The following is a 13,279-nucleotide window of genomic DNA, read 5'->3' on the forward strand; positions in this document are numbered from 1 at the left end:
CCTCACCTGACGATGAAATAGCCCGCGTAGACCGAGACGACCCAGGCCGCCAGGAGGCCGTTGCCCACGGCCCGCGTCCAGAGCTTCCCGGCCAGCCGGTCCATGCCCGCGGCCCCCAGGATGGCGAAGCAGGGAAGGAGGCCCATGAGGTAGGAGCCCTTGAGGGTGGCGTAGCTGGGCACTTCCGTGACGTACAGGCGGAAGATCCCCAGGACTAGGGCCGCCAGGCAGGCCAGGCAGAGGGCTCCGGCGGGTTTCCTCCAGAGGGCCGCGGCGCCGGCGGCCAGGGCGGCGCAGGGGGCCAGGGCGGTGAGGGCGCTGGCCACGACGAAGGAATAGTTCCAGGGGGGGCACATGGCCCTTTGGACGATGGACCCCACGGTGCCGTCGAGCCAGAGGGTGGAGTAGAGGCCGTCCCAGAATCCCGCGGCCCCGGCATAGATCGGCCGCACCAGGGCGGTGCCGAAGGTGGTCAGGGAATGGAAGGTGATGTAGCCGGGGTCCTGCCAGTAGGCGAAGCCCCGGGCCGGGTCCCAGCCGCCGATGAAGGGACGGCCCATGTGCACCCAGTTCCGGAGGAAGTACCAGCCGGCGACGAGGGCCAGGGCGCCCCCGGTGGCCGCCAGGAACCGGAGGCGGCGGCCGGCCCCCGCATCCTCCCGGAGGAGGCAGAACGCAAGGATGAAGGGGATCACCAGAAGGACCGAGACCTTTGCCAGGAGGGTCAGGCCCAGCAGGGCGCCCAGGGCAGCGCCGAAACCGGGATCCAGCAGGGGCCGGCGGGCCTGGTGGCGGGCCAGGACGAGGAGGAGGGCGATGGATCCCAGGAGTCCGGCCAGGGGCTCGTTGCCGAAGGCCTGCGAGATGAAGACGTTGATGGGGAGGAACCCACCGATGAGGGTGCCGGCGATCTGCAGGTCGTCCCGGTGCGGGAACACGGCCCGCACGGCCCGGAAGCAGACCTCCACCTGGAGCAGGCCGCAGAGGAGGGGCAACGCCCGCAACACCACGAGGGCCTGGGCATCGTTCATGGCCGGGGCGAGGGCGTAGAGGGGGGCCGAGAGGAGGTAGGCTAGCGGAGGCTGGAACATCTGCCAACCATCCACGGCCAAGGGCAGGCGATGGTGCTCCACCAGGTATTTCACGTAGTCGAGGTGGCTCGCGGCGTCCATTCCGATGTGATAAGGCAGCCGGATCAGGTTGTTCACCGCCAGGGCAGCCCAGAGTCCCAGGATGGCCACGCGCACCTGGGCGGCCCTGGGGGCGGTGCGCCGGGCCATCAGGAGGGTTCCCGCGGCCCCCGCGCCGAAGGCGAGCAGCAGCCAGGGACCGGCGGCGGAAAGAGCCTGGAAGGTCGAGGGGAATTCGCCGGCCAGGGTGGGTGGGGTCACGGCGCGGGCCAGCGCCGCGGGCCTCCAGTCGTGGCTGTCCCGGGAGGTTTCCCAGGAGGCGTCCGTGACGAGCCCCAGCGCGGGGGCATGGACCCGCAGCAGGGGATGGGTGCGGGTCGCCTCCACCAGGAACTCGAATTCATGGAAACCCGGAGACACGCGGGGTGGTAATTGGATGATCCGGTCGGCCCGCCGTGCCGGAGGCCCCGGGGGGTCGAGGACGATGGGAAGGCGGTCCACGAAGACCTTGAGCCCATCCCTGGCGCCCACCTCCAGGGTCCCCCCGCCGGGGGGCACCAGGGCGGTGTGCCGGAAGATGACCTGCCGGGGCGGGTCGAAGCGCGCCGTCAGCCTCAGGGGGGCGCTCTCCCGGATCCATTCCCCGCCGGATCCGGGAAGCAGCACCGGCGAGGATGGGCTGTGCACGGTGTTCCAGAACCAGAGCCCGAACAGCGCCACGGCCGCCATGAGAAGGAGCCGCCCGGCCCAGCCCCGTCGGGCCTCGCTCGCGGCGGACGTCTGGGCGGACCAGGGCCGTGGGATTCGCATCGAATCCAGTCTAACCAGGAACCTCCGGCCACTGGTGCTTGGGGTACCGCCGTGACAGGCCCGGCCTCATCTCCTTGTAGACCCGCTGCCAGAACCCCGCCAGGTCTGTCGTTACCTGCACGGCGCGGTTGTTGGGGGCCAGGAGGTGGAGCACCAGGGGCACGTCCCCTCCGCCGATGGCGGGACCCTTCTTGAGGCCGACGAAGTCCTGGAGGCGGGAGGCCACCCAGGGGGCGCCCTCGCCGTAGTTCACGCGCAGGCGCCGGCGGGGGATCTGGATCCATTCGGGGGCCCATGAGTCCAGGAGGCGCGCGGTTTCGGCGCCCAGGGTGCGGCGCACGGCGCCGGGCCAGTCCGCGGCCTCCAGTTCCTTCAGGCTGGCCAGGCCTTCGCAGGCGCCGGTGAGAAGCGCCTCGCGCAGGCCGGCCTCGTCCGGGATGCCCAGGTCGGGCCTCAGCCTCGAAAGGAACGCGAGGCGGGGCAGGAGGGCCTCCAGGGGGGCCGCGCCCGTGGCGGACCGGGCCAGCACCTGGGCCGCTCCGGGGTGGCCGGGGGGCGCGGGACGGCGGCTCTCCACCAGGAGGAGGTCCTCGAACCAGAGGCGGGAATGGAGGTCGACGCGGCCCGTGCCCCCGTTGAAGGCCAGCTCCTCGGTTTCGTGGATGGCCTCGGGAAACGCATCCAGGAGCCAGTCGGGTTCCAGGCGGGAGGCGGTCTGCACCTGGACCTGTCCGCCCACGCCGTCGGCCTCCAGGGCCAGGATCCAATCCGCCCGGCGCACCCGGCACTGCGGCGCCAGGCGCGCTCCGCCCCCGCCCACCAGGGTGCAGGTGCCGTTGCCGCCCACCCGGGCGATGCGGTCCGGGTAGGCCGCGACCAGGGCGCGCAGGAGGGCCTCCTCGTCGTCCTCCAGGGCCCCGCCGCCCAGGGCCCGGAACGCCAGCCGCGCCTGGCGCAGGGCCGCGGGGTCCGCGCCGGCTGGTTCCACGTACTGGTCGATGCGGGCCAGGAGGTCGGAATCCAGGGCGTGGCCGGGCTGGGCGGCGCGGGGGCCCAGGTCCTTGCGGGCGGCCAGATCCCCGGTCTCCAGGAGCACCGCCGCGAGCCGCGCGAGGCCGGGGATGCCCAGGTCCTCGCCGGCGGTCACCAGCCGCGCCAGGCGCGGGTGGAGCGGAAGCCTGGCCATGCGCCGGCCCAGGGCCGTGATCCGGTCCCCCTTCAGGGCCCCCAGGCTCGCCAGGAGCCTCCCGGCGGCCTCCAGGGCCTTTTCGGGGGGCGCCTCGAACCACGGCAGCTCCGGTCCGACGCCCAGGTCGGCCAGGGCCAGGAGCGGCTCCGCCAGGTCCGTGCGCTGCAGTTCCGCGGCGTCGAAGGGGGGCCGCGCGTTGAATTCCGCCAGGGAGAAGAGGCGCAGGGAACGTCCGGGCCCGGTGCGCCCGGCCCGTCCCGCGCGCTGGGCGCACCGGGCCTGGCTGATGCGCGTGGTGCGGAGCCCCGGCAGGCCCGACCAGGGGGAGTGGAAGGCCTCCCGCCCCAGACCCGAGTCCACCACCGCCGCGACGCCTTCCAGGGTCACGGAACTCTCGGCCACGTTGGTGCTGAGGATGACCTTGAAGCGGTCGCTGGGGGCCACCGCCTCCTGCTGGGCCTCGAAGGGAAGGCTCCCGTGCAGGGGCAGGAGCCGGAGGCCGTGGGTCTCGGCGGTCCGCGCGCAGCTGCGCAGGCAGCGGCGGATCTCGGCGGCGCCGGGCAGGAACACCAGGGTGTGGCCCTGGAGGCCCCCGCGGTAGAGGCCGTCCACGGCCGCGGCCACCTGGTCCTCCAGGGGGGCCGACTCGGGCCGCTGCTGGTGCTGGATCTCCACGGGCCACTGCCGGCCGGGGCAGGCCAGGACCGGCGCCCCCAGGAAGGCCGCCACGGGGCCGGGGTCCAGGGTGGCACTCATGACGGCCAGGCGCAGGTCGGGGCGCGCGCCCGCGCGGAGCCGGCGCAGCAGGGTGATGGCCAGGTCCGTCTGCAGGTGGCGTTCGTGGAACTCGTCCAGGAGCACGGTGGAGATGCCGCGCAGCTCCGGGTCGTCCTGGAGCCTGCGGAGCAGCAGGCCCTCGGTGACGAAGCGCACCCGGGTGGCGCGGGAGACCTTCTGTTCGAAGCGCACCGCGTACCCCACGGCGCCGCCCAGGGGCTCCCCCAGCTCCGCCGCCACCCGCGCCGCCGCGAGACGCGCCGCCAGCCGGCGGGGCTCCAGCACCCAGCACTCGCCGGCGTCGAGCATCCCCGCGTCCAGGAGGGCCCGGGGCACCCGGGTGGTCTTGCCCGCGCCGGGCTCGGCCCCCAGCACCAGGCAGCCCCGGTCCCGCAGCGCCTCCAGGATCGCCGGAAGGAACGGATCGATGGGCAGGGCCGGCAGGCTCAAGCGCGCTCCTGGAGCGCCCGGTGGAAGCCCCGGAAGATGCCCAGGGCGCTTCGCCCCGCGGGGTGGTCCATGGCCACGAGGTTCTCGGGATGCCACTGCACCGCCACCACCCACCGGGAGGCATCGGCCGCCTCGATCCCTTCCACCAGGGGATGCCCGTCCCGGGCCGTGCCGTTCCAGGCCACGGCCCTGAGCTCCGGGGCCAGGCGCCGCACGGCCTGGTGGTGGCGGCTGTTGACCTCCACCGCCTCGGCGCCCACCAGGGTGCGCAGCCGGGAGGCGGGATCCACGATCACCCAGTGGGCCAGTTGGGGCGGGAGGCGGGAGGAGCCCAGGTTGTGCCGCCCGGCCTCGCAGTCGTAGAGTTCGGGGATGTCCTGCACGAGGCTGCCCCCCAGGGCCACGTTGAGCAGCTGCTCGCCCCGGCAGATGCCCAGGATGGGCAGGCCCAGGTCCCAGGCCCGCCGGGCCAGGGGGATCTCCAGGGCGTCCCGCTCCCGGTCGGGCTCGGCCGCGGGGTGCACGGCCTCGCCGGAATCCCAATTGGCGGGGTGGATGTCGTCCCCGCCGGTGAGGAGCAGGCCCCGGAAGCCCTCCAGGGGGGGGACCGGATCCCCGGGCGAAACCAGGTGCACCCGCCCCTCCCAGCCCCCCGCCCGGACCGCCGGAACGTAATGGCGGTCGGCGGATGACTTGTCTCGGCAGGTTATGAGAACGCTTGACACGTCAACTCCCGGTATCATCATTGTCACCCTACCACCAGCTCAGACGGACTGAGGCATTCGGTGAGGCGGAGAGCTCCGCCATTTCCAAGGAGGAAGATCATGTCCGGATCGTTGAACAAAGTCATGCTGATCGGCAACCTGGGCCGGGATCCCGAGCTCAAGATGACCCCCTCCGGGCAGGCCCTGGCCCGCTTCTCGGTGGCCACCACCGAAACCTGGAAGAACCCCCAGGGCGAGAAGCAGACCAAGACCGAGTGGCACAACATCGTCGTGTGGGGCAAGCAGGCGGAGATCGCCGAGAAGTACCTGCGCAAGGGCAAGCAGGTCCTCATCGAGGGCCGCATCCAGTACCGCGAATACACCGATCAGGCGGGCGTCAAGAAGACCGCCTGCGACATCCGCTGCGACAACTTCGTGATGCTCGGCCGCCTCGAGGAGGGCGGCGGTCGTCCGTCCGGCGGAGGCGGCGCCGAGGAATTCGAGCCCACCGGCGCGCCCTCCCCGGTGTCGGGTGGCGGTCAGGCCTACGACGACGACATCCCGTTCTGAGGTTCGTCGTTCTTACGTTGAAAAGGATTGATCAGGAAAGCCCAGGGATGCCTGGGCTTTTTTGAACTCCCATTTCTGGAGGCTTCAGGCGGAGGCCCGGGGCTGCTTGCGGCAATAGAACCGGATGGTGTTCCCCGTGGGCAGCACCAGGCTCACGGCCGAAGCAAGGAGGGCCGCGGGGCCCAGCAGGGCGCCCAGCGCCACGTGGAGCCAGGTCCAGGGGCTCCGTCGCAGGGCCAGGCCTGCGGGGTTTCCCATCAGGGCGCGGTAGAGCCGGTTGGGTTCGCCGGGGAGGAGGTTGAGCGCGTTCTGCAGGGTGGTGAATGCCGAATATTCCACCGAGTGGTAGGTGCGTTCCTCCACCGCGAACCCGCAGCGTTCAACCAGGGCCGCGAGGGCGGCCGGGGTTAGGAAGTGCAGGTGGTGCGGGTGGTCGAAGCAGAGGTTGCGCCGGCCCAGGAGCCGGAATCCCAGGGTGCGGAAATTCGGGACCTCCACCACCAGCAGGCCCCCGTCGGCCAGAAGGTCCCGGGCGCAGGCCACGTAGGCGCCCGGGTCCTCCAGGTGTTCGAGAACGTGGAAGAACGTGACCACGTCGAAGGAGCCGTGGGCCAGGCCCAGTGCGGGCAGTTCGCCCACGGCCACGTCGATGCCCCGCAGGCGCCGCGCGGCCTCGGCGGCGGTGCGCGAAACCTGCGTGCCCTTCACCCGCCAGCCGTGGTTCCTGAACAGCTGGAGGAGGTCCCCTCGACCGCACCCCACGTCCAGGATCGCCCCGGTGCCCCGGGACCTGGCGGCGATGGCCCGGTACCGGAAGGCTTTCAGGCCCACCACCACCTTTTCCGCCAGGCCCAGGAAGCGGCCTCCGGACGTCTCCTCGTAGTAGGTCTCCTGGTACAGCTCCGCCTGGGAGGCGGCTTCCGGAAGGGTCCTCAGGCTGGCGCCCCCGCAGGCCAGGCAGCGCTCGACGGCGGGTTCACCGGGCTTCCAGGGCGCCTGGGGGCCGCCCCCGCAGAATCGGCATGCCATGGGCTGCCCCCTCACACCTCCGGCCCGATGCGCGTCCCCGGGCCCAGGATCGTGTTCTTGGGCACCACGACGATGCCGTCCTGGACCACGTAGTCGCCCGCGTCCAGCTCCGTGCCCCGGGGGAAGGGCTTGATCACCACGCCGGCGCCCAGGCTCACGTTCTTGTCCAGGATGGCGCCCTCGATGTGGCAGTCGGGGCCGATGCCCAGGGGCACTTCGCAGTGGCGGCGCTGGTAGTAGTCGGCGCCCATGACGATGCTGTCCAGGATGCGGGTGCGGGGGCCGATCTGGCTGCGGACGCCGACGATGGAGTGGGTGATCTCGCCGCCGCCCTCGATGACGCAGCCCTCGCACAGCAGCACGTCCTTGAGCCGCGTGTCCGAGCAGATGGAGCCGGGCAGGAACCGGGAGTGGGTGTAGATGGGGTGGTGGGCGTCGTAGAGGTTGAAGGCGGGGTTGGGGCGGGTCAGTTCGAGGTTGACGTCGTAGAAGGAGCGGATGGTGCCGATGTCCTGCCAGTAGCCGTCGAAGTCGAAGCCGGAGACGTTCATGCGGTTGATGGCGAAGGGGATGACGTGGTGGCCGAAATCGTCGAAGTCGGGGTGGGCGGTGAGGAGGTCCACCAGCACCTCGGTCCTGAAGAGGTAGATGCCCATGGAGCCCAGGAAGGGGCGCTCCGGGTCGTCCCGGCTGACCATCGCCGCCTGGGCCTCGGGGGTCTTGGGCTTCTCCACGAAGTTGACGATCCGGTCGTCGGGGGTCCGCTTGAGGAGTCCGAAGCGGTCCGCCTCGTCCTTGGCCACGGGCTGCACGGCCACGGTGATGTCGGCGCCCTTGGCGATGTGGTGGGCCACCATGGGGGCGTAGTCCATGCGGTAGAGGTGGTCCCCGGCCAGGATGAGCACGTGCTCGGTGCCCACCACCTGGATCTGGAACAGCTGCTTGCGGATGGCGTCGGCGGTGCCCTGGTACCAGCCTTCGCTGGTGGGGGTCTGCTCCGCGGCCAGCACCTGCACCCAGCCGGTGTGGAACACGTCGAACTTGTAGCTCTCGGAGATGTGCCGGTGCAGCGAGACCGAATTGAACTGGGTCAGCACGTGCATGCGGAAGATGCCCGAGTTGATGCAGTTGCTCAAGGGGATGTCGATGAGGCGGTATTTGCCGGCGATGGGGACCGCAGGCTTGGAACGCATCTTGGTGAGCGGGTAGAGCCGCGCGCCGCGGCCCCCTCCGAGGATCACGGCGAGGACGTTGTTCAGCTTGGGCATGGGTGCTCCTGTCATGGGCCGGAGGCAAGGCGGACTGGGTCGGTATGTCTAAAGTAAGCCCAAACCGGCCCCCTGGGGGGCCGGAATGCGCCATTCTGGATCAAGGTGTCCTAGCGATCCACCTTGATCACGATGGAGTTCGAGAACATGTCCTGGAACCCCTTCCGGTCCGCGCCCAGGATGAGGAGGTAGGGCAGGCACGCCAGCATGCCGCTGACCCAGTGGCCCACGAGGCGGAGGATCGCCTGGCCCCAGTCGATGTTGCCGCCGGGGTTCATCTCGGGGACGATCCGGAGCTTCATGACCTTCTTGCCGATGGTGGCCCGGAACTTCACCTGGCACCAGAGCATGAAGATCACGTAGCCCAGGCCCAGGAACGGATAGAGCAGACAGCTGAAGATGGCGGTGATGCCGTGGGACACCGCGCCCAGGACCGCCGAGGCGACGATGAAGACGACGAACAGGAGCAGCCAGATGCCCGCGTCGATGAGGTAGGCCACCAGCCGCGTGCCGAAATCACCCCGTTCGATGGCGCCGCCGGAAAGGAGCGGCTGGGCATCGTCGGGAACGCCGGGCAGGTAGGGCTGCAGGAACGCGGGAGCCGGGTTCTCGCCCTGGGGGGCCATGGGCCGGGGAGCCGGGGGAGGAACGGGAGCCGGGGGAGGAACGGGCGGCGGGGCCGGGGCCGCCTGGGGCGGCGGCGGGGGCTGCAGGGCGATGGCGTCCGTGCCGGGCGCCCCGCCCTGGATCTTGGCCATCTCGTCCAGGTTCATGCGGACGGTGCCCAGGGGGTTCATGTCCTCCGCGGGCCGGGGGTCGATGAAGGTGAGCTGCATCTGGCCCAGGGTGATGCGGTCCCCGTCCTTCAGGGACCCGGTCTCCACCTTGATGCCGTTGACCAGGACGCCGTTGCTGCTGCCGAGGTCCTGGACCTCGTAGCCCGTGGCGGTCTTGCGGAGCACGGCGTGGTGGCGGGAGATGCTGGGATCCGCCAACCGCAGGGCGTTGTCCAGTTCCCGGCCTATGTTCACCTCATTGTCGACCAGTTCGAATTCTCGGGCTCCATTACTCTCTTGAACGAGCAGTTTTGCCATGGTCTCCCCTTTATTTTCTGGATCTCTTGAGCAGTCTAGTGGTGTCCAATGGGTTATGCAAACAGTCAACCCCCGGGTTGGCGGGTAATTTGCCCTGGACGGGGTTCAACCTTGACCTGACCCCATGAAGTCAGCCAATCTGGCATCCCTTCTCCCCCGTGGAGGCCGCATGGTCCTTTTCAATGCAGCTACCAAAGAGCTGACCGCCAAGATCGTCTATTACGGCCCCGGCCTCTGTGGCAAGACCACCAACCTCCAGCATGTCTATGATTCCCTTCCCCAGGACGGCCGGGGGAAGATGCTCAGCCTGGCCACCCAGACGGACCGGACCCTCTTTTTCGACTTCCTGCCCATCGAACTGGGCACGATCCGGGGCATGAAGACCCGCATCCAGCTCTATACCGTGCCCGGCCAGGTGTTCTACGACGCCACCCGCAAGCTGGTGCTCCGGGGGGCCGACGCGGTGGTGTTCGTGGCCGATTCCCAGGCCCAGGCCCTGGAGGGCAACAAGGAGAGCTTCCAGAACCTCATCGACAACCTGCGGGAGCAGGGGTCGGAACTGGAGAAGCTCCCGCACGTCATCCAGTTCAACAAGCGGGACACCCCCAACGCCCTGCCCACCGACGTGCTGGACCGGGAGATCAACCGGTTCGGGGTGCCCACCTTCGAGGCCTGCGCCACCCGGGGGCAGGGGGTGCGGGAGACCCTCTCGGGGGTCGCCCGGCTGGTCCTCAAGCACCTCACGGAGAAGTACGGCGGCGGCGCCCCCGCCGAGCCCCAGCACGACATGTTCCCCGCCCGGCCCAGCGCCCGCGCCGAAGCCGCCAAGGAGCGGCTGCCCCTGGAGGTGGAGGAACTGGGAGCCGGCGAGCTGCTCGAAGAGATCGACGAGCTGCCAGTGACCGAGGCCGGGGGCGTGCCCGCCGGGGAGCCGGGGTCCCACCCCAGCACCAGCGTCGTGGAAGTGCCCGTGGTCCTGGACCGCAGCCTCTTCAGCAGCGCGGGGCCCGTGGAGATCCGCCTGAAGCTGTACCTCAAGTAGGATTTGGGAGATCGGGCGGCATCGGGCAAACTATAAGGTTCAGGCCCGAGGTCTAGATGCAAAAACCCGTCGTAACCCGCTTCGCCCCCAGCCCCACCGGCATGCTCCACATCGGGGGGGTCCGCACCGCCCTGTTCTGCTGGCTCTATGCCCGCAGGCATAATGGAACATTCATCCTTCGGGTGGAGGACACCGACCTCACCCGCAGCACCGACGACAACATCCGCATCATCGAGGAGGGCATGGACTGGGTGGGCCTGGACTGGGACGAGGGCCCCGTCCCGGGAGACCCCAACGCCTTCCGCGGCCCCCACGGCCCCTACCGCCAGATGCTCCGCATGGACCTGTACCGGGCCAAGATCGCCGAGCTCCTGGACAAGGGCCTGGCCTACCGCTGCGACTGCAGCCGGGAGGACCTGGACGCCCGCCGCAAGGAGGCCGACGCCGAGGGGCGCGCCTTCCGGTACGACGGCCGCTGCCGGGACAAGGGCCTGGACGCGTCCACCCCCTGCGCCATCCGCCTGCGCATGCCCGACGACGGTGAGATCGTGCTGGAGGACCTGGTCAAGGGCCGCATCGCCGTCCCCGCCTCGAGCCTGGACGACTGGATCATCGCCCGCCAGGACGGGACCCCCACCTACAACTTCTGCGTGGTGGTGGACGACGTGGACATGGGCGTCACCCATGTGGTGCGCGGCGACGACCACGTGGCCAACACCCCCAAGCAGATCGTCCTTTACCGGGCCCTGGGCTACGACCTGCCCGCCTTCGCCCACGTGCCCATGATCCTGGGCAAGGACAAGCAGAAGCTCAGCAAGCGCCACGGCGCCGCCAGCATCACCGAGTTCCGGGACGAGGGCTTCCTGCCCGTGGCGGTGCGCCTGTGCCTGGCCAAGCTGGGGTGGACCCCCAAGCTGGACGGCAAGGCCGCCGAGAGCGTGGAGGAGGAGCTGCTCACGGACCAGCAGCTCATGGAGACCTTCGACCTGGGCGAGATCCAGAAGGCCGCCGCCGTCTTCGACATCGACAAGCTCAAGTGGATCAACCAGAAGTTCATCCAGCGCCTGGACTGGACGGAGATCGCGCCGCACCTGCGCTGGCAGTGGCGGATGCGGGGCCTGGAGGCCGCCTGGGACGCCACGTCCGACGACTGGAAGGCCCTGGCCATCGGCTGCAACAAGAACCGGGCGACCCTGGTGGAGATGGCCAACACCCTCGCCTTCCTCTTCACCGGCCCCGAGGCCCCCGCCGAGGCGGACGTGGCGAAGTTCATGACGCCCGCCGTGCGCCCCGCCCTGCGGGAGGTCGCGGCCCTGACGGACTACGCCCACGACGCCCTGAAGGCCGACGTGGAGGCCATCCTGGCCCGCCACGGCCTCAAGCTCAAGGACCTGGCCCAGGCGCTGCGCCTGGCCTTCACCGGCAAGCTGGTGAGCCCGCCCATCTTCGACACCATGGCCCTCCTGGGCCGCGAGGCCGTTTGCGCCCGCCTGGAGAAATGGATCTGACATGACCTCCGAGACCCCCGCCCCCGAGACCCGCAGCCTCAACTTCATCGAGGAGATCATGGAGGCCGACGGCGCGTCCGGCAAGCACGGGGGCCGCATCTGCACCCGCTTCCCCCCGGAGCCCAACGGCTACCTGCACATCGGCCACGCCAAATCGATCTGCATCAACTTCGGCCTGGCCCGCAAGTACGGCGGCGCCACGAACCTGCGCTTCGACGACACCAACCCGGTCAAGGAGGACATCGAGTACGTGGACTCCATCCGCGACGACGTGCGCTGGCTGGGCTTCGACTGGGCCGGGGAGCACTACGCCTCGGACTACTTCCCCTTCCTCTACGACTACGCGGAATACCTCATCGGCCAGGGCAAGGCCTACGTGTGCGACCTGAACGAGGAGGAGATCAAGGACTACCGGGGCAACTTCTTCAAGCCCGGGCGCAACAGCCCCTACCGCGACCGGAGCCCCGAGGAGAACCTGGACCTCTTCCGGCGCATGCGCGCCGGGGAGTTCGCCGACGGCGCCAGGGTCCTGCGCGCGAAGATCGACATGCAGAGCCCCAACATGAACATGCGGGATCCGCTCATGTACCGCATCAAGCGCGCCCACCACCACCGCACCGGCGACGCCTGGCTCATCTACCCCATGTACGACTTCGCCCACGGCATCTCCGACGCCATCGAGCGCATCACCCACTCCATCTGCACCCTGGAGTTCGAGGACCACCGGCCCCTCTACGACTGGTTCCTGGCCCAGGACGAGGAGGGCAGGTTCTTCTCGAAGCCCCACCCCCGCCAGATCGAGTTCGCCCGGCTCAACCTCACCTACACCGTCATGAGCAAGCGCCGCCTCCTGGAGCTGGTCAAGGAAGGCATCGTCGACGGGTGGGACGACCCCCGCATGCCCACCATCACGGGCCTGCGCCGGCGGGGCTACACCGCCGCCAGCATCCGGGCCTTCGCCGACAAGGTGGGCGTGGCCAAGCGCGACATGGTGGCCGACGTGGGCCTCCTGGAGCACTGCGTGCGCGAGGACCTGGCCGGCACCGCCCCGCGCGCCATGACCGTGCTGCGGCCCCTGAAGCTGGTCATCGAGAACATGGCCGAGGGCGAGGTGCACTGGCTGGACGTTCCCAACCACCCCGAGAACCAGGCCCTGGGCACCCGCAAGGTCCCCTTCTCCCGGGAAGTCTTCGTGGAGCGGGAGGACTTCCAGATCGAGGCCCCGAAGAAGTGGTTCCGCCTGGCCCCGGGGGCCGAGGTGCGCCTGAAGAACGCCTGCCTCGTGCGCTGCACCGGCGTGGTGCAGGACGCCGCCGGCGAGGTCACCGAGCTCCGCTGCACCTGGGATCCCGCCTCCCTGGGCGGGGACGCCCCCGACGGCCGCAAGGTCAAGGGCACCCTCCACTGGGTTTCGGCGGCCCACGCCCTGGCCTGCGAAGTGCGGCTCTACGACCGGCTCTTCACGGCCAAGGACCCCATGGACGTGCCCGAGGGCGAGGACTGGCGCCATTTCCTGAACCCCGAAAGCAAGGAGACCCTGGCCTCCGCCCGGGTGGAGACCTCCCTGGCCGCCGCGAAGCCCGGCCAGGCCTTCCAGTTCGAGCGGCTGGGCTACTTCGTGGCCGACCCGGACGGGCGGGAAGGGAGCCCGGTCTTCAACCGCACGGTGAGCCTCAAGGACTCCTGGGCCAAGGCCGAAGGCAAGTAG

The 13,279-nt window shown here is 70.1% G+C and carries 9 protein-coding genes and 1 pseudogene; 4 read left to right on the plus strand and 6 right to left on the minus strand.

Annotated elements, in window-relative coordinates; translation table 11 throughout:
- Positions 1–2 precede the first annotated feature (2 nt).
- The 3 genes from ACZ5LB_RS16050 to ACZ5LB_RS16060 are packed head-to-tail and all read right to left on the minus strand — an operon-like array spanning position 3 to position 4,991.
- Positions 3–1,940, minus strand: coding sequence for a hypothetical protein (locus ACZ5LB_RS16050; RefSeq protein WP_464603211.1), 1,938 nt, complete (start codon positions 1,938–1,940; stop codon positions 3–5).
- Positions 1,941–1,950: 10 nt separating this feature from the next.
- The gene (gene hrpB, locus ACZ5LB_RS16055; RefSeq protein WP_464603212.1) at positions 1,951–4,356 is read right to left on the minus strand and encodes an ATP-dependent helicase HrpB; all 2,406 of its coding nucleotides are present in this window, start codon (positions 4,354–4,356) and stop codon (positions 1,951–1,953) included.
- Positions 4,353–4,991, minus strand: coding sequence for a gamma-glutamyl-gamma-aminobutyrate hydrolase family protein (locus ACZ5LB_RS16060; RefSeq protein WP_464603213.1), 639 nt, complete (start codon positions 4,989–4,991; stop codon positions 4,353–4,355). Before ACZ5LB_RS16060 ends, hrpB begins: the two co-directional genes overlap by 4 nt.
- Before the next feature lie 189 nt (positions 4,992–5,180).
- Between ACZ5LB_RS16060 and ACZ5LB_RS16065 the strand changes: the two genes are divergently transcribed.
- Entirely contained in the window at positions 5,181–5,630 is a 450-nt protein-coding gene (locus tag ACZ5LB_RS16065; protein WP_464603214.1) for a single-stranded DNA-binding protein, read from the plus strand.
- 84 nt (positions 5,631–5,714) lie between these two features.
- Here the strand turns inward: ACZ5LB_RS16065 and ACZ5LB_RS16070 are convergent, their stop codons facing one another.
- From ACZ5LB_RS16070 to ACZ5LB_RS16080, 3 genes are all read right to left on the minus strand, one after another.
- Positions 5,715–6,659 (minus strand): class I SAM-dependent methyltransferase, encoded by a 945-nt coding sequence (locus tag ACZ5LB_RS16070; protein ID WP_464603215.1) that lies wholly within the window; start codon positions 6,657–6,659, stop codon positions 5,715–5,717.
- Positions 6,660–6,670: 11 nt separating this feature from the next.
- Positions 6,671–7,927 (minus strand): glucose-1-phosphate adenylyltransferase, encoded by a 1,257-nt coding sequence (locus ACZ5LB_RS16075; protein ID WP_464603216.1) that lies wholly within the window; start codon positions 7,925–7,927, stop codon positions 6,671–6,673.
- Positions 7,928–8,037: 110 nt separating this feature from the next.
- On the minus strand, positions 8,038–9,021 hold the full coding sequence (locus ACZ5LB_RS16080; protein WP_464603217.1) for an FHA domain-containing protein: 984 nt from the start codon (positions 9,019–9,021) through the stop codon (positions 8,038–8,040).
- A 169-nt stretch (positions 9,022–9,190) separates the two neighbouring features.
- Here ACZ5LB_RS16080 and ACZ5LB_RS16085 point away from each other — a divergent pair.
- The 3 genes and pseudogenes from ACZ5LB_RS16085 to ACZ5LB_RS16095 all read left to right on the plus strand — a co-directional run.
- Positions 9,191–9,763 (plus strand): annotated as a pseudogene (locus tag ACZ5LB_RS16085) (GTP-binding protein); the annotation flags it as partial.
- A 356-nt stretch (positions 9,764–10,119) separates the two neighbouring features.
- Positions 10,120–11,571 carry a glutamate--tRNA ligase gene (gene gltX, locus ACZ5LB_RS16090; RefSeq protein ID WP_464603218.1) on the plus strand — a complete coding sequence of 484 codons (1,452 nt, stop codon included), beginning with the start codon at positions 10,120–10,122 and terminating at the stop codon, positions 11,569–11,571.
- A gap of 1 nt (position 11,572) precedes the next feature.
- Positions 11,573–13,279 carry a glutamine--tRNA ligase/YqeY domain fusion protein gene (locus ACZ5LB_RS16095; protein ID WP_464603219.1) on the plus strand — a complete coding sequence of 569 codons (1,707 nt, stop codon included), beginning with the start codon at positions 11,573–11,575 and terminating at the stop codon, positions 13,277–13,279.

The sequence above is a fragment of the Mesoterricola sp. MK458 genome, assembly GCF_055384935.1.